22 protein-coding genes and 1 tRNA gene are annotated in these 22,570 nt (G+C 59.9%); 17 read left to right on the plus strand and 6 right to left on the minus strand.

Annotated elements, in window-relative coordinates; all coding sequences use genetic code 11:
• The first annotated feature begins 8 nt into the window (after positions 1–8).
• Both EV281_RS02970 and EV281_RS02975 read left to right on the plus strand, forming a co-directional pair.
• A complete protein-coding gene (locus EV281_RS02970; protein WP_132651986.1) occupies positions 9–521 on the plus strand; it encodes a DUF934 domain-containing protein in 513 nt (170 codons plus the stop codon).
• 40 nt (positions 522–561) lie between these two features.
• Complete coding sequence (locus EV281_RS02975) at positions 562–1,773, plus strand: UbiH/UbiF family hydroxylase (protein ID WP_132651436.1); 1,212 nt, start codon at positions 562–564, stop codon at positions 1,771–1,773.
• A 99-nt stretch (positions 1,774–1,872) separates the two neighbouring features.
• Here EV281_RS02975 and EV281_RS02980 read toward each other — a convergent pair whose 3' ends face one another.
• Positions 1,873–2,622 carry a cytochrome c biogenesis CcdA family protein gene (locus EV281_RS02980; protein WP_132651437.1) on the minus strand — a complete coding sequence of 250 codons (750 nt, stop codon included), beginning with the start codon at positions 2,620–2,622 and terminating at the stop codon, positions 1,873–1,875.
• A 485-nt stretch (positions 2,623–3,107) separates the two neighbouring features.
• Here EV281_RS02980 and EV281_RS31540 point away from each other — a divergent pair, with 485 nt between their 5' ends.
• A complete protein-coding gene (locus tag EV281_RS31540; RefSeq protein WP_132651438.1) occupies positions 3,108–3,287 on the plus strand; it encodes a hypothetical protein in 180 nt (59 codons plus the stop codon).
• Positions 3,288–3,374: 87 nt separating this feature from the next.
• Here EV281_RS31540 and EV281_RS02990 read toward each other — a convergent pair whose 3' ends face one another.
• Positions 3,375–3,650 (minus strand): hypothetical protein, encoded by a 276-nt coding sequence (locus EV281_RS02990; RefSeq protein WP_132651439.1) that lies wholly within the window; start codon positions 3,648–3,650, stop codon positions 3,375–3,377.
• A gap of 248 nt (positions 3,651–3,898) precedes the next feature.
• Here EV281_RS02990 and EV281_RS02995 point away from each other — a divergent pair.
• Both EV281_RS02995 and EV281_RS31015 read left to right on the plus strand, forming a co-directional pair.
• Positions 3,899–3,974 (plus strand) — tRNA-Lys (locus tag EV281_RS02995).
• Positions 3,975–4,011: 37 nt separating this feature from the next.
• The gene (locus tag EV281_RS31015; RefSeq protein ID WP_165911827.1) at positions 4,012–4,179 is read left to right on the plus strand and encodes a hypothetical protein; all 168 of its coding nucleotides are present in this window, start codon (positions 4,012–4,014) and stop codon (positions 4,177–4,179) included.
• Positions 4,180–4,193: 14 nt separating this feature from the next.
• On the opposite strand, the gene EV281_RS03000 is transcribed toward EV281_RS31015, so the two are convergent.
• Genes EV281_RS03000 through EV281_RS03010 form a run of 3 tightly spaced genes read right to left on the minus strand, consistent with a single transcriptional unit; the run spans position 4,194 to position 8,725 of the window.
• Positions 4,194–5,060 carry a DMT family transporter gene (locus EV281_RS03000; protein WP_132651440.1) on the minus strand — a complete coding sequence of 289 codons (867 nt, stop codon included), beginning with the start codon at positions 5,058–5,060 and terminating at the stop codon, positions 4,194–4,196.
• Positions 5,061–5,070: 10 nt separating this feature from the next.
• The gene (locus EV281_RS03005) at positions 5,071–7,467 is read right to left on the minus strand and encodes a PIG-L family deacetylase (RefSeq protein WP_132651441.1); all 2,397 of its coding nucleotides are present in this window, start codon (positions 7,465–7,467) and stop codon (positions 5,071–5,073) included.
• A gap of 37 nt (positions 7,468–7,504) precedes the next feature.
• Positions 7,505–8,725 carry an ROK family protein gene (locus EV281_RS03010; RefSeq protein WP_132651442.1) on the minus strand — a complete coding sequence of 407 codons (1,221 nt, stop codon included), beginning with the start codon at positions 8,723–8,725 and terminating at the stop codon, positions 7,505–7,507.
• 261 nt (positions 8,726–8,986) lie between these two features.
• On the opposite strand from EV281_RS03010, the gene EV281_RS03015 reads away from it, so the two are divergent.
• The 10 genes from EV281_RS03015 (at position 8,987) to EV281_RS03060 (ending at position 19,722) form a co-directional block, all read left to right on the plus strand.
• Positions 8,987–10,243: an extracellular solute-binding protein gene (locus tag EV281_RS03015; protein WP_132651443.1), complete on the plus strand. Its 1,257-nt coding sequence runs from the start codon at positions 8,987–8,989 to the stop codon at positions 10,241–10,243.
• Positions 10,244–10,327: 84 nt separating this feature from the next.
• The gene (locus EV281_RS03020) at positions 10,328–11,200 is read left to right on the plus strand and encodes a sugar ABC transporter permease (RefSeq protein ID WP_165911844.1); all 873 of its coding nucleotides are present in this window, start codon (positions 10,328–10,330) and stop codon (positions 11,198–11,200) included.
• A complete protein-coding gene (locus EV281_RS03025) occupies positions 11,197–12,054 on the plus strand; it encodes a carbohydrate ABC transporter permease (RefSeq protein ID WP_184327078.1) in 858 nt (285 codons plus the stop codon). The genes EV281_RS03020 and EV281_RS03025 overlap by 4 nt, the downstream gene beginning before the upstream one ends.
• Positions 12,055–12,057: 3 nt before the next feature.
• Positions 12,058–13,572 (plus strand): argininosuccinate lyase, encoded by a 1,515-nt coding sequence (gene argH, locus EV281_RS03030; RefSeq protein ID WP_132651445.1) that lies wholly within the window; start codon positions 12,058–12,060, stop codon positions 13,570–13,572.
• On the plus strand, positions 13,572–14,603 hold the full coding sequence (gene ugpC / locus EV281_RS03035) for a sn-glycerol-3-phosphate ABC transporter ATP-binding protein UgpC (RefSeq protein WP_132651446.1): 1,032 nt from the start codon (positions 13,572–13,574) through the stop codon (positions 14,601–14,603). Before argH ends, ugpC begins: the two co-directional genes overlap by 1 nt.
• Positions 14,600–15,496, plus strand: a complete 897-nt coding sequence (locus EV281_RS03040; protein WP_132651447.1) for a PfkB family carbohydrate kinase — start codon at positions 14,600–14,602, stop codon at positions 15,494–15,496. Before ugpC ends, EV281_RS03040 begins: the two co-directional genes overlap by 4 nt.
• 293 nt (positions 15,497–15,789) lie before the next feature.
• The gene (locus EV281_RS03045) at positions 15,790–17,085 is read left to right on the plus strand and encodes an efflux RND transporter periplasmic adaptor subunit (RefSeq protein WP_132651448.1); all 1,296 of its coding nucleotides are present in this window, start codon (positions 15,790–15,792) and stop codon (positions 17,083–17,085) included.
• 12 nt (positions 17,086–17,097) lie between these two features.
• A complete protein-coding gene (locus EV281_RS03050) occupies positions 17,098–17,814 on the plus strand; it encodes an ABC transporter ATP-binding protein (RefSeq protein ID WP_132651988.1) in 717 nt (238 codons plus the stop codon).
• On the plus strand, positions 17,804–19,006 hold the full coding sequence (locus EV281_RS03055; RefSeq protein WP_132651449.1) for an ABC transporter permease: 1,203 nt from the start codon (positions 17,804–17,806) through the stop codon (positions 19,004–19,006). The genes EV281_RS03050 and EV281_RS03055 overlap by 11 nt, the downstream gene beginning before the upstream one ends.
• A gap of 101 nt (positions 19,007–19,107) precedes the next feature.
• Positions 19,108–19,722 carry a GntR family transcriptional regulator gene (locus tag EV281_RS03060; protein WP_132651450.1) on the plus strand — a complete coding sequence of 205 codons (615 nt, stop codon included), beginning with the start codon at positions 19,108–19,110 and terminating at the stop codon, positions 19,720–19,722.
• Between the two features lie 48 nt (positions 19,723–19,770).
• Here EV281_RS03060 and EV281_RS03065 read toward each other — a convergent pair whose 3' ends face one another.
• Entirely contained in the window at positions 19,771–20,583 is an 813-nt protein-coding gene (locus EV281_RS03065) for a ferredoxin--NADP reductase (protein WP_132651451.1), read from the minus strand.
• Positions 20,584–20,826: 243 nt separating this feature from the next.
• Here EV281_RS03065 and pcsA point away from each other — a divergent pair, with 243 nt between their 5' ends.
• Both pcsA and EV281_RS03075 read left to right on the plus strand, forming a co-directional pair.
• Positions 20,827–21,552, plus strand: a complete 726-nt coding sequence (pcsA, locus tag EV281_RS03070; RefSeq protein WP_132651452.1) for a phosphatidylcholine synthase — start codon at positions 20,827–20,829, stop codon at positions 21,550–21,552.
• An 11-nt stretch (positions 21,553–21,563) separates the two neighbouring features.
• Positions 21,564–22,544 carry a quinone oxidoreductase gene (locus EV281_RS03075; protein WP_132651453.1) on the plus strand — a complete coding sequence of 327 codons (981 nt, stop codon included), beginning with the start codon at positions 21,564–21,566 and terminating at the stop codon, positions 22,542–22,544.
• The last annotated feature ends 26 nt before the right edge of the window (positions 22,545–22,570 follow it).

Raw genomic sequence — 22,570 nt, forward strand, 5'->3', positions numbered from 1 at the left:
AGGGGATGATGACGAAGATTTGGAGAGAAACCGGTTTTGTCGAGAACGATCCCTGGGTAATCGAGACGGACGAGGTGAAGGCGACGGGCGATCAGAAGCCGCTTCTGACGCTCGACGAACTGATCGCCAAGGCCGATGAAAGCAATGATGGTGGCTTTGGTGTGCTGATCAAGCCGGCCGACAATATTCTGAAGCTCGAGCCCTATCTCTATCGCCTTGAAATCGTAGCCGTGGCGTTCCCGGCCTTCAACGATGGCCGTGCCTTCAGCCATGCTTCGCTGCTGCGTCAGCGCCTTGGTTACACCAACGAATTGCGCGCAGTCGGCGACGTTTTGATCGACCAGGTGCCACTGATGTTGCGCGTCGGTATCGACAGTTTCGCTGTCACCAACGAGACGGCGATCCGCCGTCTGTCGGAAAAGCGCCTGCCGTCCATTCCGCATCATTATCAGCCGGCGGTGCGTGACGCCGAAGCCGGCAAGGGCTATAGTTGGCGCCGTCAGGCAAAGCCGGCTGCCTGAGGCTGCCGGGTTGCCGTCTTTTTGATGACGGAATGATAGCATGAGCAAATTCGAAGTGGCGGTGATCGGCGGCGGTCTCGCCGGTATGATCGCTGCGGTCGCCCTGGCACGCGGCGGTCGCGACGTGGCGCTGGTCGCCCCTCCATCTCCCAAGGAAGATCGCCGCACCACGGCCTTGATGGACCAGTCGATTCGATTCCTGGATCGCCTCACACTCTGGGAAAAGCTGCGTCCCGCAGCCGCACCGCTCGCCAGCATGCGCATCATCGACGGCACCAACCGCCTGTTGCGTGCGCCGACCACGACCTTCCGCTCCACAGAAGTTGGACTCGATGCTTTCGGCTATAACTTTCCGAACAAGGCATTGATGGACGTGCTTGAGTCAGCAGTCGCGGCCGAAAGCAATATCACCTGTTTCACCGGCATGGCTGAAGCGATCGACATCGCCTCAGAAGGCGTGACGATCATGCTTGCCGGTGGCGAAGAGATCAGCGCCGATTTCGCTGTCGGTGCCGACGGCCGCAAATCCAAGCTCAGGGAAACCGCCGGCATAGATGTGCGCACCTGGTCCTATCCGCAGTCAGCCATGGTGCTGAATTTCGCCCATACATTGCCGCACCAAAATACCTCCACAGAGTTCCACACGGAGCACGGCCCGTTCACGCAGGTGCCCTTGCCGGGAAACCGATCCAGCCTCGTCTGGGTGCAGAATCCGTCAGATGCGACGGCGCGTATAGAGCTTTCGCTCGCCGAGCTCGGCAATGTCGTGGAAGAGCGCATGCAGTCCATTCTCGGCAAGGTCGAGGTTGAGGAGGGCGTACAGATCTGGCCGCTGTCAGGCACGATGGCCCATCGTTTCGGCAAGGGGCGCATCGCGCTGATCGGTGAGGCTGCCCACGTCTTTCCGCCCATTGGGGCGCAAGGCCTCAATCTTAGCCTGCGCGACATCATGGCGTTGACCGACCTTTTGTGCGCGCGAGCCGAATTGCCCATTCCTGCCGACGCCGGCAGCAGCTTCGATCGTAAGCGCCGCGCCGACATCATGACGCGCACTGCTAGCGTCGATCTCCTCAATCGATCTCTGTTGTCCGATTTCCTGCCGATGCAGATGCTGCGCGCCGCTGGCCTGCATGTCCTCTCGGTCGTTCCGCCGCTGCGCAATATCGTCATGCGCGAAGGCATCCAGCCGGGCCAAGGCTTTCGCGACATTCCCGATGCGATCACGGGATACTTTAAGCGAAAGAAAGCCTGATTTTATCGCAGCCGGAGTACCGCGGCAGATGGGAGCTCGTAGCCGCGGCAGGTTCCTGCTCACTACCTTAGGCATTTCGCGGAGCGGAGAGACTTACCCCTAGCCGATTTGCATCAGGATCGGAAAAGTCTGCTGGAACCAGATTGCGACATAGCTCACCCAACCGAGCAGGAAGGCGAGGCCTGTCAGCACGAGGAAGACGCCCATAATCTTCTCTACCGTGCCGAGATAGCGGCGGAAGCGAGCCAGGAAGCGCATGAAGGCCCCTGAAAAGCCGGCCGCAATCCAGAAGGGCACGGCAAGGCCGAGCGAATAGACCGCAAGAAGCCCAGCGCCGGAGCCGACAGTTTCACGCGATGCCGCGACACCGAGGATCGCCCCGAGCACGGGCCCGATGCACGGCGTCCAGCCGAATGCGAAGGCCAGCCCCATGACGTAGGCGCCCGTCACCGTCGCCGGCTTGCAGCTGCCCTGGAAGCGGGCCTCCCGCGCCAGGATGCCGATACGGAAAAGCCCGAGGAAATTGAGACCCATAATGATGATGATGAGGCCGCCGATCTTGGCAAGCAGGTCGAGATGCTGGCGCAGCACCATTCCGATTGTGGAAGCGCCGGCGCCGAGCGCCACGAAGACAGTCGCAAAGCCGAGCGTGAAGAAAAGTGCTGAAAAAAGTACGCCGCGCCGGACATCCGGAGCAGCGGCAACGGCACCGCCGCCGCGGAACTGCTCGACGGAAATTCCCGCCATATAACAGAGGTAAGGCGGAACGAGTGGAAGCACGCAAGGCGAGAGGAAGGAAAGCGCCCCGGCAAGCAGTGCGCTCCAAAGGGAAATATCGGCAATCGACACGCATTCTCTCCGGCAGCAATCGAGTGATGTTCCTAACGCCGCAGCGGGGGGATTGCCAATCACCTTTTTGCGCTGATCGGAGCTGGCCGGCGGCTCTGTACGATCCGAAGCGGGACAGAACATGTGGATATTAACTGGGCATAAACCATAACGGGCACTGTCTATGGATCGACTCGGGCGCTCTCGCTGGTATGGCCGGGCATTTGCGAACACCCCACCGCAAATGCCGGGAGGTCCGGCCAGGTATGCGAGAGGCCGATGCCGGATCTCCCGCTGCGCCGCCAGCCCGTTACTGGCGCTACTAACGATGTGAAGCTGGAAGTTGCGACTGGCAGTTCCGATGCCCGGCCATGGGGTGCAAATACGTAATGGTCACAGGGGTCAGCGCCGAGGAATTGGCTGTAAGACTTTTCCGGTATAAAGCGCATTAAGTTGCGGTGATCGCGTGATAGATTGCCGTCGGAGATCCATAAGGAGATGTATTTATGAGCAGATTTCGGGCATTTGTGGCAGCCGGAGCGCTGATTGGTATTTCGGTGTTGACGGCATGTGCAACTCCCCCGAATTCATACGGCTCCGCATCGGGATACGTGCCGGGAGATTCGATGAACCTCGCTTGCAGGGATGGCTTCAGGCCGAATGATGGCCGTTCCTGCAGCTATTGATGGTAACCGGACAAAACATCGACCTGCTGGGATTGCGGCGAGCCGCGTAAAACATCGTCTCGCTCATTTGCAGCCCGGCAGCGGCTATCAGTGCAGCTGCGGCTCATTCTCGTCCTCTTCGAGAAAGCTTCGCACGCCATCTCGTTCAGCGGTGGCCAGAAACTCTTCCCATGCATCCAGATCTGTGGCGAATTTATCTTCCCAGATCGTTACGACTTCGGTTTGGGAGATGACTTCAAGGGTCCAATCTCCATTGGTGCCCGCCGGCCGAAATATATCGACTAGCACGGTTACGCCGCCGTCTTCGAACTCGCCGGAGAAATCGGAGTGCTCGAGTTTCGGTTCTCTAGTCTTTTTCGTCATTTCAATCTCCAGCACCGAAAGGTGCATCATTCTCACAAAGACAGCGATACAGAACGTTTCGTACGTGCGCACTAGCTATAATCGCCCGTGCGCTTTATCGAGATGGGTTAGGAATGCGGGTTGTGAAAATGTCTGCCAAAGAAATGTGTCCAATACAATGAACGAAAAAATTTTTCGGTTGACCGCGATAGGTCGCCTGCATATGTTCCGCGCACTTCCAGCCGGGGTGCTTCGCACCTGCGGAGCGGGAGAGCGTAGCTCAGCCGGTAGAGCAACTGACTTTTAATCAGTAGGTCTCGGGTTCGAACCCCGACGCTCTCACCATAACTCCCTTTCTTTTCGCCGCAGTAAAGATAACGATTTGTGGATCGCTTGGCGCGCCGGAAGCCCAGGCGACAGCCTTGATCCGCTCGTCCGACGATCGGCGTCCGAACCCTGCATCGTGCTGGTGCCGGCAGTTATCATCATCGTCGTCACCACGCTTTCGGTATCCCTGGTCGGCGACTGGCTGGATATGACGCTGCGCTAAATAGACGAAAGGCGCTAGCGCCGGCGCCGCTCCAATAGAGCGACCGCTTGTAAGGTGGTGATGATCACGGCGATGCCGAAAAGCGTTCGAAGATCGGGCACCTCATCGAAGAAGATGTAGCCGCTGGCGGTCGCAAAGACGATCGACAGATAGCCGAACGGGGCAAGCAGGCTGGCGCTCGCAACTTGATAGGCCCGCAGGAAACAGAATTGTCCAAGCTGCGCCAGAAGGCCGATGCCGAGCAGGGCGGGCCAGTCTTCGCTGCGCACGGGTTGCCAGACGAAGAGGGCAGGAATGAAGGTGATGACAGTCAGGCCAGCCGTGTAGAAGACCATCATGACGGTGGTATTCTCGTAATGCAGCATCCGCGTCTGGATCGTCGCCAATGACCCGAAGACGATCGAGAGCAGCACTGCCATCAGCCCGATGTTCCACGCGAACGTATCTGGCGCCAGCATGATCAGCACGCCGACAAAGGCGAACACCGCGCCGATCCACCGCCAGCCGCTGACCCTCTCGCCGAGCATGACGACCGCCATTAGCATAGAGACCAGCGGTCGCGTGAAGCCGAGCGCATTAACCAGCACCAGCGGCAGCATCGGGAGCGCGACGAAATTGCTGGTCAGCGCAACCGCATTGCAGCTGATGCGCATGATGTTGCGCAACGGATCTCTGGAACTGGCAAGCTGCCGGCGATGGCGCCAGATCAACGGCAGGATGAGCATCAGCCCGATCAGCGCGCGAACGAAGACGAGCTGGATGGCCGGATAGGATGCGCCCTGCATCTTCACCAGCACTGTCATGCCAGTCACTAGCGTCGTATCGGAAAGCAGCCAGACGATGCCGAAATGGCTGTCCCTGGCTGCGACAGAGCGATCCATTTCGATTGCCTCAAGCGGGCTGCACGAGATTGGCAATCAGCCGGAAGGCGCCCGATGTCAGCTTGTCGAGCTGGTGATGCAGCACGAGGCTCGTATGCGTATGCCGGCCCTTGCCGATTTCGGCGGATAAAAGCGCCCCCTTGAGCGGCTGCTCCTCGGGGTCGTGCATGGCAACGAGCGGGACATAGGCATCGTCCCAGCGGGCGGCGAAATAGAGGCCGCGCTCCTTGTCCCAGCCATCCCAATCTGCGGATGTGATCCTGTTCGGCCCTTGCAGCAGCGGGTGCGTGGGCTCCAGGACGGTGACCTCCGATGTCGGATCGGTCACGCGCCAGCGGAGAGAGGGTGAGCCGATATCGATCCGCCGCGGCGGTGTGGCATCCGGCCGCCAGCCGTCACTCGGGCGATGATAGAGCGTCAGCAGATGTCCGCCTTCTTCGACGAAGCGATGCAGGCGGGCTGTCGCGGCGGCGAGATCCTTACGGATGCCGAAGGCAAATATACCGATGACGATTGTCGTAAAGCGAGAGAGATCGCCCGACAAAGTCTGTGCATCGAGCTCGGTGACATCGAGCCCCATACGATCAAGCCAGAGGCCAACGCGATCGGCGCCGCCACCAACATAGCCGATCTTCGCTCCATCAGGCAGTTTAAGATCGAGCGCCAGAACGCGCAGCAATTCCGGCTCGCGAAAGCTGGTGCGACCGATATGCGGATAGGCGATCGGCGATGTCCGCATGGCCGGTTGACCGTCTACAAGCGGTGTGATCGCGACGAGGCCAGCTGTTATCATTGCCGGAGGCGATAACCTGAGGAGACCGTTTTCTTCCTTGATCGTCCAGCCGGCGGGAGCGGAAAAGCCGATGCGTCCTGCTGATGCCGCCTTGACCAGCAGCTCTTGCCTGTCGCCTTCAACGGGAACAATGAAGGCATTGGGCTGAAGGCTCAGCGAGTGCTGCGGTGCGACGACAAGTAGTTCCTCGAGATCAACAGCCACCTCTGCCAGACGGCTGCCGATTTGAGCCCTGACAGCGACGAACGCATTGCCGTTGCCGCCGAGGCTCGACCATACCGGCAGAAATTGCCGGGTGAGGGGGGCATCTGCCGCCGATTTCAGTTCGTAAACGATCCGGTGCGGCGAGGTTTCCTTCAGGCTCGCCGAAACGCCCTCTGGCAATCTCATATCTGCATCTGATATCGCAGTGCATGCATCGCCGCTGAGGTGCAGCGTCAGTTTCCCGATTGAGCCCGGCGAAAGGTCCGCGGGGTCGGCAACAGCCCGGACGAAGACGTGCTCGGCCTCGCAAAGTGCTACATCGATTTCTACGAGCTTGCGCCGCAGACGATGGCCGTGTGCATCGAGGAATGCTGCAGGCGCCTCTGCGAGAGCTCTTTCAATTTCCGCAGCCGCCTTCAAGAGCGCATCCACGATGGCGGATCTTTCCGGGAAACGCTCGATCGCCTTGCTGATCGCGCCATCTGCTCTCATCAGTGCATCGACGACGGTTTGCCGCAGGTCCGCCTCCCGTGCAAGATCGGCGAGCGTCGAGGGAAGAGATTCGAGGATGGACGTCTCCGTAACGGAGCCTCTGGCGCTGAGCTTCAGATGCAGCGGCCATTCATTGTCGCCAATATCATGCCAGCGGCCCATGCCCTGTGAGGCATGGTAATAGCGCGACCATTCGCCGATGTGCGCGTAGCTGACGCCGCTGACGGATTCGAGGCCCGCGGCGTCGAGTGGCAGCGTCGTGGCCGGAGGCGGCACTTCGTCATCGTAGGTATCGCCGCCGCCTGGCCATGCCGGCAGGTAGAATTTTGCCACCTGCCAGGGTGTCAGCCCCTCGCCGAAATGTTCAGAAAAGGCGACGGGATCAGCGGCAAGATGGATCGCGGTTTCCGCCGCACGCGTCATGGCACGGTGGTGCCCATGCTGGCCCGGACCATCGAGGAAGGTCGGCAACACGATATCGGGACGTTCTGCGCGATAGGCGCGCACCAGCCGCTCGACAATACGCTTTTCGCCCCAGCGGTCAAACGTCCGGTCGCCATTCTTCGAGAAGCCGAAATCATGGATCGGATCTTCAGGACCGTGGCCGAGCCAGTGGATATCGGCATCGAGCTCGCGCGCCGCTTCCTCCATCTCCCGGCTGCGCACAATGCCGAGTGCGCCGAGCCGCTCTGGTCCGAGCGCATTCTGCCCGCCTTCGCCGCGTGTCGAGCAGGCAACGATGACGCGCATGCCAAGGCCGAGGCGCAGATAGGCGAGCAGGCCGTTATGCTCGTCGTCCGGATGCGCGCCGGTGTTCATCATGGTGACGGTCGAGGTCAGACGCGACAGCGCTCGATGCAGCCGCACGAGCGAAAGGCTCTGCTTCTGTTTCTCAATACGATCTCGATCGGTCAGCATGGTTCCTCCATTGGGGCGGACCGGGCGGCGCGCTTTCTTAGGCTGCGTTATCGGCGACGGCGGTCGGTGAAATGTCGAGTTTTGGGGTGACGGCTTCGAAGAGCGGCAGGGCAGCCGCGCCGAGTGCGGCGGTCAGCTGGCCCGTCTGGCCGCGAATGACACGGGGAAGCGCACGCGTACGCCGGCTGGCCACGGAAACCGGAAGCGCCTGCATGGCGGCGACGATCTCGTCAATGACCGCATCAGGGAGCGCACCGCCAAGGATGACGGTTTCCGGATCGAGGACGTTTTCCAGCATCCCCACCATCGGCGAAAGATAGTCGGCCGTCTCTGCGATCCATTCCTTCACGACAGGATTGCCGTTCCGGTGCAGCTCTTCGATCGCCGCAAAATCGGCATTCTCATAACCGGCCTCGGCAAGCTTTTCCTTCAGCGCATGTAGTGAGGCGTAACGTTCCAGGCAGCCGCGCTGGCCGCAGGGGCAGGGTTTTCCGCGCGGGGCGACGACCACATGGCCGATTTCGCCGGCATTGCCGAATGCGCCGCGGAAGGGCGCGCCATCATGGATGAGGCCGAGACCGACGCCGACGCCGAAATAGATCATGCAGAAATTGGAGATCGCGCGTCCCGCCCCAAACAGCCTTTCGCCGACGGCGGCCGCATTCGCATCGTTTTCGACGATCACGGTTTCGCCGCTGGCGTCACTCAGCACATCAGCCGGACTGATACGGCTCCAGCCGGGCAGGGTGGTGGGACCGACCGAGCTCATGCCCTCGATTTCGAAAGGGCCGGGCATGACAACGCCAATGCCAAGCAACTTGGAAGGGAAACGCTTTCGGACCTTCTTCACCTCGCCGGCAAAGAGCGGAACGATATGTTCAGGGCTGGTATTCTCCACCGGCATGATGGTCTCGGAGCGCACCTTGCCGGAGAGGTCGAGCACCGTCGTTACCATATGGTCGGCAGCGATTTCGACGCCGATGGTTACGGCGCCGTCAGGATTGACTGCAAACTGGATCGGTGGCTGGCCGCGGCCGGAGCGCAGCCGGCCAATCTCCATCAGCAACTGCTCGCTGACGAGTTCGTCGACGATATTGGCGACGGCCTGTGCAGTCAGATGCGTGAGCTTGGCGATATGCATGCGGCCAAGCGAACCGTGCATGCGCACGACATCGAGCACCACACGGCGATTGTGATCGCGGCTGCGCTCGGGATTCTTCCCCATCGCGATCTGCTGCTTGCCGGATTGCCGTGTCATCTCTCCGCCCTCGCCTCTGCCGATATGGATAGCGCCAATATCACGAAATGAGCAATACAATAATTAAACTAAATTATCTTATTGACAAAACGCCCTGTCCGAACCAGCCTGAAGGGGTCGCAATGCGATGCCGAGGAAGGAGGAGCCTCAGTTCCATCTTCCCGAGCCAATCAAATCGGGGCGCCGCTGATCTGCGGGATGCCCTGGGGAACTGGATGAGCGCGAGCGGCATGAAGGCTGGCTCGGCAATGGAGGGATAATATGCGTCGCGGAATCTTATTTGCCGGGCTGTTTGCTGGCATCAGCATGGTTGCGGTCAACAGCGCCCAGGCCGTCGAAATCGAATATTGGCAGTATGTCTACGACACGCGCGTCAAGGCGATGGATCAACTCATCGCCAATTTCGAGAAGGCCAATCCCGACATTACCGTCAAGCAGACGACCTTTCCTTACGCCGACTATCAGACACGCGTCGTTGCCGCCAATCTTGCCGGCAATGGCCCTGACGTGATGCAGCTTTTCTACGGTTGGCTCGACCAGTTCATCGCCGGCGGGCTGCTGCAACCGCTGCCGACAGACGCTTTCCCGCATGATCAGATCGAGAAGGATTTCTTCCCGATCGTGACCGCCATGAAGCGCGGCGACGATTATTACGGCCTGCCGACCGCCGTCCGTTCGCTGGCGCTCTTCTACAACAAGAAGCTCTTCCAGGAGGCCGGCCTCGACCCGAACAAGCCGCCGCAGACGATCGACGAATTCGTGGCTGCCGCCGAAAAGACGGTCAAGCGCGATGCCGCCGGCAACATTGCCGTCGAAGGCACGACGCTCGATATGGGTGGCCAGGATCACCAGTGGTGGCGCGAAGTGCTGATCCGCCAGTATGGCGGCGAGCCTTACACCGCCGATTATTCCAAGGTGACCTATAACAGCGATGCCGGCCTGAAGGCGCTGAAATTCTACACCAGCCTGCAGACGGAAAAGAAGGTCGGCCAGACCGGTTTCATGGATGAAGGCCAGGCTGCCTTCCGCGGCGGCAAGGCAGCGATGACGATCGACGGCACCTTCCGTCTCGGCTCCTTCGGCAGCATCAAGGATTTCGAGTGGGGCGTCACTGAGCTTCCGGCCAATGCTGACGGCATGCGCTCCAACTATGCGAGCTATTTCGCCAATGGTATCGGCGCCAAGGTCTCCGGCGAAAAGCTGGAAGCTGCCAAGAAGTTTCTCGCTTACGTGACTTCGCCGGAAGCCATGAAGATCTGGCTTGGCACCGTCGGCGAACTGCCGGCACGTCGCGAAGCAGCTCTGACCGATGAAAACCTCAAGAACCCGATCTATGCGCCCTTCCTGAAGGCCCTCGCTTATTCCCACACCTCGCTCTTCGTGGATGAAGCCGGCCAGCGCCAGAACGCCATCGATATGGTCAACCGAGTTCTTCTGGAAGGTCAGTCGCCCGAGGATTCCCTTGCTCAGGCCGCAACCGCCGAGCAGGAAATCATCGACAACGCCAAGAGCAAATAAGGGACGGCCATGAGCTCCGCACCCGCGAATACGGAGGGGACGGCTATCAGCCGTCCCGCCGGATCGTTCTGGGATCGGCTGACGATGCGCCAGAAGCGCCTCGTCTGGGTCTGGACATTCCTCGCCCTGCCGATCCTGTTTTACTGCGTGATCCGCTTCTATCCGACGCTGCAGGCCTTCTACCTGTCCTTCACCAATTGGAATCTGATGAAGCCGCCAAAATTTATCGGCGTCGCCAATTACGTGAAACTTTATAATGACCCGCAGTTCTGGAAAGTTTTCCGCAATACCTTCACCTATCTGATCATCGGCACGCCAATCAGCCTCGTCGTCTCCTTCGTCGTCGCTTTCTTCCTGGATCGCGTCCGTTTCCTGCACGGTCTGATCCGAGCGCTTTATTTCCTGCCGTTCCTGACGACGGCGGCTGCCATGGCCTGGGTCTGGCGCTGGTTCTACCAGCCGGCCCCGATCGGCGTCATCAACGACGTGCTCGGGATGATCGGCCTGCCGCAGCAGCAGTTCATCCGCTCTGTCGATCAGGCGCTGCCCTCGATCATGGTCACATCGATCTGGGCCGGTCTCGGCTTCCAGATCATCATCTTCATGGCGGGCCTGCGCGCCATTCCGAACACGTTCTATGAGGCAGCGAAGATCGATGGCCTCGGCGAATGGCCGATCCTCTGGAAAATCACGCTGCCGCTTCTGAAACCGACGACCGTCTTTCTCGTCGTCTTCTCCTCGATCGGCTTCCTGCGCATCTTTGACCAGGTTTACAACATGACGACCAACGATCCCGGCGGCCCGCTCGGATCGACCAAGCCTCTGGTTCTGATGATCTATCAGACGGCCTTTTCATCCTACAACATGGGTTATGCGGCAGCTCAGACCGTGGTGCTCTTCGCCATCCTGCTTTGCGTCTCCCTGCTGCAGCTCTGGATCCTGAGGGAGCGCAAATGAGTGCCGTGATGTCCAATACGGCAGCACCGCTGCCGAAAGCCAATATCCGCCCCGGCGCGATCATCATCTGGACGCTGCTCTTCATCGGCGGCCTCATCATGGTCTCTCCGCTGCTCTTCATGTTCTCGACCTCGTTGAAGACGGCAGGCCAGGTCTATGACTTGCGTCTCATTCCGGCTGAGCCGACGTTGCAGAACTACATCGCCGTTCTCTCCGACGGCCGCTTCATGCGCTGGTTCTTGAATTCGACGATCGTTGCCTGCATCGTGACGCTCTCGAACGTCTTCTTTGACAGTCTGGTCGGCTATACGCTCGCCAAGTTCGAATTCCGCGGCCGCTATCTGATTTTCCTGGCGATCCTCTCGACGCTGATGATCCCGACGGAAATGCTCGTCATCCCCTGGTACCTCATGTCGGCCCAGCTCGGCTGGCTAGACAGCTACTGGGGCATCATGTTCCCCGGTATGATGACAGCCTTCGGCACATTCCTGATGAAGCAGTTTTTCGAGACCGTACCGAACGACTTTCTGGAAGCCGCGCGTATCGATGGTCTCAACGAGTTCCAGATTTGGTGGAAGGTGGCCATGCCGCTGGTGACGCCTGCGCTCTCGGCACTGGCGATCTTCACCTTCCTCGGCAACTGGACGGCCTTCTTCTGGCCGCTGATCGTCACCACTAGCCGGGAACTCTACACGCTGCCGGTCGGCCTATCGAGCTTTGCCGTCGAGCAATCCATTCAATGGGAAATGATCATGACCGGTGCGGCGCTTGCGACATTGCCGACGCTCATCGTCTTCCTGGTGCTGCAGCGCTACATCGTGCGCGGCGTCATGCTGGCCGGCCTGAAGGGATAAGAGATGACCGAATCCAATCCACGCCTTGCCGACAAAAGCGTCTTTCCTGATCCGGTCTATAAGGAAACGGTGCTGAAGCCGCTCTTCGATGGCACCAAGTCACACCACGTCGAGGGTTTCCGCCGCATTGACCGTGCTCACCTGGTGATGCTCGTCGAAACCGGCATCCTCGACCGCGAGCAGGCCGGCAAGATCGCCAGCGCACTGGAAGCGATCGATCACGACATCAATCCGGAAAAGCTCGTCTATACTGGCGAGGTGGAGGATTTCTTCTTCCTCATCGAGAAGGAGCTGAAAGCCCGTATCGGCGTCGACATTGCTGGCCGCCTGCATACGGCGCGCTCGCGCAACGATATCGACCATACGCTGTTCAAAATTGGCCTGAGGGAGCGCCTCGATGCGCTGATGGTCAAGGCGCGCAAGCTGCTCCACGCGATGATTGCCACCGCCGACGGGGAAAAGGAGACCTTGATCGTTGCCTATACTCACGGTCAGCCGGCCCAGCCGACCACCTTCGGCCACTATCTTTCGGCGGCGATCGAAGTGCTGATCCGTGATATCGAGCGTTTCGCGGAGGCTCGCAGTATCGTCAATCTCAGCCCGATGGGCGCTGCGGCGATCACCACCTCGGGTTTTCCGATCGACCGTGCTCGCGTTGCCGAATTGCTCGGCTTTGCAGCGCCACTGCGCAATTCCTACAGCTGCATCGCAGCCGTCGACTACACGACCTCGACCTATAGTGCGATCGAACTGATGTTCCTGCATCTCGGCCGCCTGATCCAGGACTTCCAGTTCTGGACGAGCTTCGAGGTCGGTCAGATCTATGTGCCGAACGCGCTGGTACAGATCTCCTCAATCATGCCGCAGAAGCGCAACCCGGTGCCGATCGAGCATATGCGCCACCTCGCAAGCCAGACCTTCGGCCGCGCCCGCACCGTGCTCGATGTCATGCACAACACGCCCTTCACCGACATGAACGACAGCGAGGGTGAAACGCAAGGCATGGGCTACGAAGCCTTCCACTCGGCAGGCCGCGTGCTCGACCTGCTCGCCGCCTTCATCGCCCAGATCAGCATCGATCCGCAGCGCGTGGCAGACAATATCCGTCGCTCTTGCATCACCATCACCGAGCTTGCGGATTCGCTGGTGCGCCTTGAAGGGCTGTCCTTCCGGCAGGCGCATGAGATTGCCGCAACGGTTGCCCGCGCCGTGGTCGCCAAGGGCGGCGGTCTTTCGGATGATGGGTACGAGCCGTTCCTTGCCGCTTTCGAGGAACTGGCCGGCCGCAAACCCGGTGTCGACAAGGCGCAGTTTGCCGAGATCGTCTCGCCGGAACATTTCGTTGCCGTCCGTGCCCGCTTCGGCGGTCCCGCGCTGGCGCCGATGGCGGATGCGCTTGCAGCTTACCGGGAAAAGGCTGCCGCATTCGCCGCACAAGCGCAGGAGAATGCAGCGCGCGAAGCCGCCGCTGCTGAAGAACTTCAAACCAGATTCAAGGCATTGATGGGGACCGCCTGATGGCAAATATCGAACTGCAGGGGCTCGTCAAACGCTACGGCAAGCTCAATGTCGTGCACGGCATCGATCTCGCGATCGCCGATGGTGAATTCGTCGTCTTCGTCGGCCCATCCGGCTGCGGCAAATCGACGACGCTGCGCATGATCGCCGGTCTCGAAGATATCTCGGGCGGCACGCTGAAGATCGGCGGCGAGGTAGTGAACGAGCGCGAACCGAAACAGCGCAATATCGCCATGGTGTTTCAGAACTACGCCATCTATCCGCATATGAGCGTACGCCAGAATATCGGCTTCGGCCTTTACACCTCGAAGCTCTCGCAGGCGGAAAAGGATAAGCGCATCGACGAAACCGCACAGATCCTCGGCCTGACGGACTATCTCGCCCGCCGTCCGGCAGCCCTGTCAGGCGGCCAGCGCCAGCGTGTCGCGATTGGCCGCGCCATGGTGCGTAATCCTTCCGCCTTCCTCTTCGACGAGCCGCTGTCGAACCTTGATGCACAGCTGCGCACGCAGATGCGCATCGAGATCAAGCGCCTGCACCAGCGCTTGGGCACGACGATCGTCTATGTCACCCATGATCAGGTCGAGGCCATGACCATGGCCGACCGGATCGTCGTCATGAAGGACGGCCATATTCTGCAGGCGGGAACACCGATGGATATCTATGAAAATCCCGCCGACGTCTTCACCGCGCGCTTCATCGGCAGTCCGTCGATGAACCTTCTGCCGGGTACCGCTGCAGCCGATGGCATCCGCATCGGCGAGGGCGGTCCGCATCTGGTCGGCATACGCCCCCATGATCTCGTCATCGGCGAGGGCACCGGTATCCTGTCATTGTCGGGCATGGTAAGTGCCGTCGAGCCGCTCGGTGCCGAAACCCTGGTGCATTTCGATGTCGCGGGCGCGTCTGTGATTGCAACCGCACCCGGTAAGGTGATACCGGCCGTCGGCAGCGTCGTGAACGCCCATGCGGCGTCCGGAGCTCTCTATGTTTTCGATGCAAAAACGGAAAAGGCCCTCGGGCGCCAATGACATCTGATAATGACATGCGGTCCGCGGTGCTCAGCATCGGCCGGATCTATTGCGACCTGATCTTCACAGGACTGAAGACCATGCCCGTTCTCGGGCGTGAGATTTTTGCCGATAACCTGCGCATTGCTGCAGGCGGCGGGGCTTTCATCATGGCAGCTTATTCGGCCCATATCGGACGCAAGACCGCTCTGCTCTCTCGCCTCGGAACCGATGGGCTTTCGAATGGCCTGACCACGGAACTGCAGGCGAGCTGCGTCGATTTACGTTTTCTCGATCGGGCCGCCGATGCCGGTCCGCAGGTCACCGTCGCAATCAACAATGGTGAGGAGCGGGCCTTCCTCTCCCGCCGCGCCGGAGGGGCGGAGCCGGCAACGCTTGGTGAGGCCCTTACCTGGAGCGAGGCGCGCCACCTGCACATTGCCGAATTCGCGACACTGGCGGAAATCCCTAGGCTCATCGGAAAAGCCAAGGAGAATGGATTGACCGTATCGCTCGACCCGAGTTGGGATGAGACGCTGATCTACCAGCATGATTTTCTCGATCGCTGCGAAGGCGTCGATCTCTTCCTGCCGAATGTCGAAGAAGCCGTTGCCATCACCGGATACTCTGACCCGGCCGAAGCGCTGGACAGGCTTGCGGTGCGCTTCCCGATGGTGGCGCTGAAGGCAGGCGCTGGCGGTGCATATTATGCCGCCGGTGATATGCGCCTCCATCAGAACGCCCCGACCGTCAAGGTCGTGGATACGACCGGCGCGGGCGATGCCTTCAATGCCGGGTTCATCGACGCCTGGCTTGGCGGCGCGAGCCTCGATATCTGCCTGCGCGAAGGTATTGCCATGGGCAGCCTCGCGGTTCAGGCTGCAGGCGGCGCCGCAATCCTGCCCGCCCGGTAAAGCTTGGACAATGCCGCGGCCTTTCCACAGCCGCAGATCGCTCTAAGTTGATCGGGAGCTGCGCCGAATTTGCCACATTGATCCAACCCTGAACACTCTCGTCGACCCTGTGGTCTTCTTGCGGAACAGCTTGCACCGACTGCGCCATCCAGCTGTTTCCTTACGAATATTTCATGTTTTTCAGCCGCATTTCCGTACCATCACGGGGGCATCGGTAATGTTGGGTTCATCTTCATTATGATTATTTCGGCGTGAAGCAGACCCAACATGGCGAAGCATATATCGAGGATTAGATGGACAATTTGGAGGCTGGCAAAGAGACCGGTTCCGTAGCAGGCGCAAACGCCGACCTAGCTGCCGTGCTCGCCGCCGGCCGGCGGAGCAGGGGGCGTCGCTGGCGTGGCCGGCTGATCCTCTTGGTGCTTTTGATCCTTGCCGCAGCCGCTGCTACCTATTTCTACATGGGCCGAAGCCGTGCCGAATTCAGCTACACGACCCAGCCGGTCAAGCGCGGCGACCTGACAGTGCTCGTCACCGCCACAGGTTCAGTCCAGCCGACCCAACAGGTGGATATATCGAGCGAACTGTCGGGCACGATGCGCGACGTCAATGTCGACTACAACAGCACCGTTAAGGCAGGCGATGTTCTCGCCGTTCTTGATACAAACAAGCTGGAAGCCGACGTGAAGAGTTCTCGCGCCAAGCTCAATTCGGCAAAGGCCAACGTGGTCAAGGCGAACGCCGATTTGCAATCGGCTGCGACCTCGCTCGACCGTCTGAAAAGCCTCGTCAAGAGCAACGTTTCCACCCAGCAGAGCCTCGACGACGCGACCTACAAATATGACTCGGCTGTCGCCGCCAAGGATATTAACGAGGCCGACGTGCTGGCCTCCGAAGCCAACCTCCAGCTTGCCGAAGTCAATCTCGGCAAGGCGAAGATAGTCTCGCCGATCGATGGCGTGATCCTGACGCGCTCCGTCGATCCCGGCGCAACCGTTGCCGCCTCGCTCTCGGCACCGGTGCTGTTCACAATTGCCGGCGATCTGAAAAAGATGGAACTGCAGGTGGATGTCGATGAAGCCGATGTCGGTCAGATCGCCGTCGGCCAGAAGGCGAGCTTTACAGTCGATGCCTATCCGGATCGCACTTTCCCTGCTGTCATCGAGCAGATCCGCTTTGCTTCCGAGGTGGTGAACAACGTCGTCACCTACAAAGCCGTCCTCTCGGTCGACAATGCCGATCTGCTTCTCCGCCCAGGAATGACGGCGACCTCTGATATTACCGTCGAAGCCGTCAAGGATACGCTGATGGTCCCGAATGCGGCTCTGCGTTATGCGCCGCCGCAAACGGAAGCGCGCGGCGGCCGCGGCATTTTCAGCCTGTTCCGCCCGCCGCGTCCGTCGCGCAGTGGTGGTGCCGATTCGACGCTGAGCGGCACGCAGCGCCGGGTCTGGGTGCTCCGTAACGGCCACCCCGCGCCGGTCGTGATCCAGGTCGGGTCGTCCGATGGCCAATTCACGCAAGTCACCTCGGGCGAGATCACCGAAAAGGATGCTGTTATCACCGATGCCGCGGCGCGGACGAATTGACGGGAGCCGATGATGGAACGCCCGCCGCTTCTCGAATTCAGGCAGGTCTCGAAAATCTACGGCGAAGGCGTTGCGGCGATCCGCGCCCTCGACCATGTGGACCTTTCGATCCGCACGCATGAATTCGTCGCGATTATGGGACCTTCCGGCTCCGGCAAGTCGACGGCGATGAATATTCTCGGGTGTCTCGATGTGCCGACCTCTGGCGACTATGTCTTCCAGGGCATTTCGACCGGCGGTTTCGATCGCAGCCAGCTGACGCTTCTGCGCCGCCATATGCTGGGTTTCGTCTTTCAGGGCTTCAACCTGTTGTCGCGCACATCGGCGGTCGAGAACGTCGAACTGCCGCTGATCTATCGCGGGATGGCGGTCGGCGAGCGGCGTAAGCGCGCGAAAGAGGCACTCGGCCTCGTCGGCCTGTCTGGCCGGGAGCATCACAAGACACAGGAACTCTCCGGCGGTCAGCAGCAGCGTGTGGCGATCGCCCGTGCCATCGTCACCGAACCCGCACTGCTGCTCGCTGATGAGCCGACCGGCAATCTCGATACCAAGACCAGCATCGAGATCATGGATCTGATGACGCGGCTGAACCGCGAGCAGGGCATCACCATCGTCATGGTCACGCATGAGCCTGATATCGCTGCCTATGCGGGACGCCTGTTGCGCTTTGTCGATGGCAAGCTGGAAACCGAGGTGGAGCATCAGCGGAGGGCGGAGCATGTTCTTTGAAACGCTGAAGCTCGCGCTGCGCGCCATCAGCCGCAATCTGCTGCGTTCCTTCCTGACTGTACTCGGCGTCGTCATTGGTGTTGCCGCCGTCATCGCGCTCGTCACGATCGGCAACGGCACGACGGCGCAGGTTTCGACCGAGCTGTCGCGCCTCGGCACCAACATGCTCTTTGTGCGTCCCGGTCAGTTCGGTCCCGGCCGCGCCAGCGCCGAGGCGCGGCGCTTTACGCTGAAAGATGTCGAGGCGATCCGCGATCAGGTTCCCGGTCTGCGCGCCGTGGCGCCGTCCAACCAGTCGACGGCAACCGTCATCTTCGGCGGGCAGAATCATTCCACCACCGTCTACGGCACGACCAACGACTATTTCATCGCGCAGGACTGGGATCTGGCGCTTGGCCGCAATTTCACGCCGGCCGAAGAGCGCGGCCAGTCGCGCTGCATCATCGGTGAGACCGTGCGCGAGCAACTTTTTGGCGCCGCCGATCCGACCGGCCAGCAGATTCGTGTCGGCAAAGTTTCCTGCCCCGTTATCGGCGTGTTGGCAAAGCGCGGTCAGTCCGGCATGGGCAATGACCAGGACGATGTCGTCATCATGCCGGTAAAGGTTTTCCAGCGCCGCATCAGCGGTAGCTCCAATGTCCCGACCATCCTCATCTCGGCGCGCGACGGCGTGTCAACCTCAAAGGTGCAGGCCGATGTCGAGAACCTTCTTCGTGAACGCCGCAAAATCATTCCCGGCCGCCAGGATGATTTCAACGTCAATGACATGACGCAGATCGCTGAGGCGATGACCGGCACGACGACACTGCTGACTGGTCTGCTTGGTGCGGTCGCCGCCGTCAGCCTGCTCGTCGGCGGCATCGGCATCATGAATATCATGCTGGTATCGGTGACCGAGCGCACCCGTGAGATCGGTATTCGCCTTGCCATCGGCGCGCTCGAAAATCAGGTGCTGACGCAATTCCTCGTCGAGGCGGTCGCCCTGTCGCTCTTCGGCGGCATAGCCGGCATCATGCTTGGCCTGACGCTTGCCTACGGTACGGTCAGTTTACTGAATGTGCCCTTCGTCGTCAGCCCGCTCATCATCTTCATCGCCTTCGTCTTTTCGGCGGCCATCGGTATGATCTTCGGCTTCTTTCCGGCGAGACGCGCAGCCCAGCTTAATCCCATCGAGGCATTGCGCCACGAATAAGGGATTGTTCTCGCATGCTGCATGCTTTTGATATATCAGGATAACTTGTCTTTGGCGTTCAACCGTGCCAGTATTGATATATCAGCCTCGGATCCGCCCGCATGCAGGAATCGCTTAGCCATCTCGCCTATCTGGCGCTCGAGCATGCCATAGTGACGCTGGCTTTGGCGCCCGGTGCTCTGGTGACGGAAAAGCAGCTCATCGATCTTGCAGGCCATGGCCGCACACCGGTGCGCGAAGCGATCCAGAAACTCGCCTGGCAGGGGTTGATCGTGGTGAAGCCGCGTGTCGGTTTGCAGATCGCCGAGATCCGCGCCGAAGACCATGCGAATGTCATGCAAGTGCGTCGCAAGCTTGAGCCGGCAGCGGCGGCATTGGTCGCCGACGCGGCGAATGACGAAGAGAGGGCGCGGCTCATCCAATGTGCTGCCGCTATGGAGAGATGCGCTGTCGGCGGCGATCTGAAAGGTTTTTTCGCCGCGGATAAGGCTTTCGACGAGATTCTTGAGGATGCGTGTCCGAACCGCTTCATCACCGCGGCCCTCGGGCCCGTGCAGACCCACTCCCGGCGTCTGTGGTATTCGACTGCTAATCCGGAAAAGATGGATCGCTCCATTTCTCTCCATGTCACAGTGATCACAGCCATTCATCAGGGCGAGGTCGATCAAGCACGCGTGACGATGGCGGCGCTGATCGATTATCTGAGCCAGAAATAAGAACGGCCCCGTTTCCGGAGCCGTTGCCTGGAAAATCGTTTCGCAGCCTCAGCCGACGAATGCGCGCTCGATCACGAACTCCGCGGGTTTGCTGTTGGCACCCTCTTCGAGGCCGGCCTTTTCCAGAAGCTCCTTGGTGTCCTTCAGCATCGCGGAAGAACCGCAGATCATGCCGCGGTCAACCGCCGGATCAATTGGCGGGACGCCGAGATCGGTGAAGAGCTTACCGGAGGAAATCAGGTCGGTGATGCGGCCGCGATATTCGAAATCCTCGCGGGTGACGGTCGCATAGTGGCGCAGCTTGTCGCCGACCACTTCCTGGAGAAGTTCGTCATTCCGGATTTCGTCGAGAAGATCGAAGCCGTATTTTAGTTCGGAGATCTCGCGCGTCGTATGGGTGAGGATGACTTCGTCAAACTTCTCATAGGTTTCCGGATCGCGGATAAGGCTCGCGAAAGGTGCAATACCTGTGCCGGTCGAGAACATGTAGAGGCGCTTGCCGGGAGTGAGTGCGTCGAGAACCAGCGTGCCCGTCGGCTTCTTGCGCATCAGCACCTGGTCGCCCGGCTTGATGAGCTGCAAATGCGAAGTCAGCGGACCATCCGGCACCTTGATGGAGAAGAATTCAAGCTCTTCGGCCCATGCCGGGCTTGCGATCGAATAGGCGCGGAAGATCGGCTTGCCATCGACCATGAGGCCGATCATTGCAAATTCGCCCGAGCGGAAACGGAAGCCATCGGGCCGGGTCATCGTGAAGCGGAAGAGCCGGTCGGTATAATGCGTCACGCTCAGCACCGTCTCGGCATAGACGCCGGCGGGAATGGCGGAGGCGAATTCTTCGGTCTTTGCAGGAGCGTTCATTAGATATCGGGCTCGTCGTTCGCAAGATAATCATCACATGCGAGGCAGATATTACAAAACCCCGCTAAATTAAAGGCAATCCATTCCATCGCACGGCTGAGGAGCGAAATATGCATGTCACGGTCAGGATTTGCTGGCGGTGGCGACCTGTCGCTTTTGCGCTGGCTAAGCTCTTCAAAGGATGCATATTAGGCAAAAAAACGCCCGCCGCGGCGCGGGGCGTAACAGGTAGTACGGGGGAACATGAAAATTTTCAATTATAAGCGTGTTCCTTACGCGGAAATGCGCGCATTCTCCGTGCATATTCTGACGGCCTCCGGTTCCTTTCTCGCTTTTCTCGGTGTGGTCGCTGCTGCCGAGCACCGTTTCGTCGATATGTTCTGGTGGCTGGGCCTTGCGCTTCTGGTCGATGGCATCGACGGACCGATCGCCCGCAAGGTGCGCGTCAAGGAAGTGCTGCCGAATTGGTCTGGTGATACGCTCGACAATATCATCGATTACGTCACCTACGTGCTGCTGCCGGCCTTCGCGCTCTATCAAAGCGGCATGATCGGCGAGCCCTGGTCCTTCGTTGCCGCCGGCATGATCGTCGTATCTAGCGCCATCTATTATGCCGATACAGGCATGAAGACGGAGGAATATTTCTTCTCGGGCTTTCCGGTCGTCTGGAACATGGTGATCTTCACGCTCTTCGTCATGCATGCAGGCGAGATGACCGCTTTTATCGTCGTCGCCGTCTCCGTGATCCTGACCTTCCTGCCGGTCAACTTCCTGCATCCGGTGCGGGTCCAGCGTCTGCGCCCGCTGAACCTTGGCGTCTTCCTGCTGTGGTCGGCGCTCGGCGCCTATTCGCTGCTGATGTATTTCGATATGCCGCAATGGGCGGTCGCTCTCTTCATCGTGAGCGGCATTTATCTTTACGTCATCGGCGCGGTGCTCCAATTCTTTCCGGCGCTTGGACGCAAGTGAGGTAGAGAGCTATGGCAAAGACGAAGGCGGTTTCTTTTTCCAGGAACGGTGGACCCGAGGTTTTCGACTATGTCGATATCGATCTGCCGCCCCCGTCGGAAGGCCAGGTGCAGATCCGCCAGGAAGCGGTCGGTCTGAATTTCATCGACGTCTATTTCCGTGATGGTACCTACAAAGCACCGCATCTGCCCTTCGTGACTGGCAAGGAGGCCGCAGGTGTCGTTACGGCAGTAGGCTCCGGCGTAACCGATTTTACCGTGGGCGACCGCGTTGCCTATGCGGGCTCTGATGGGGCCTATAGCGCGGAGCGCAACATCGACACGAAACATCTGGTCCAGGTGCCCGAAGGCATCAGCCTCGAAACCGCAGCCGCCATGATGCTGAAAGGCATGACGGCCGAGTACCTCTTGAACCGCACCTTTAAGGTCGGCCCTGAGACGGTGTTGTTGTTCCATGCCGCAGCCGGCGGCGTCGGCCTGATTGCCGGCCAGTGGGCAAAGGCGCTCGGCGCCACCGTCATCGGCACGGCAGGCTCCGCCGACAAAGTCCAGCTGGCGCTCGAACACGGCTATGACCATGTCATCAACTACAGGACCGAGAATTTCGCCGAACGTGTGCGGGAGATCACCGGCGGCAAGGGGGTTGATGTGGTCTATGACTCGATCGGCCGCGACACTTTCCCGCAATCGCTGGATTGCTTGAAGCCGCGCGGGCTCTTTGCGTCCTTCGGCCAATCCTCCGGCGCGATCGAGAATTTCACCATGGGCCATCTCGCCCAAAGGGGCTCGCTCTATGCAACGCGCCCGACGCTCTTTACCTATATTGCCACGCGCCAAGAACTTACCGATTGTGCAAACAATCTATTTGATGTTGTGCGCAGCAACAAAGTGCGTATCAATATCAATCAAACCTATCCGCTGCGTGAGGTTGGGCGGGCCCACGCAGATCTGGAAACAAGAAAAACAACCGGAACGACGCTGCTGATTCCATGAGATCCAAACGGACCGGTCGGCAGAAG

The sequence above is a fragment of the Rhizobium sp. BK418 genome (assembly GCF_004341105.1).
GTDB lineage: Bacteria > Pseudomonadota > Alphaproteobacteria > Rhizobiales > Rhizobiaceae > Rhizobium.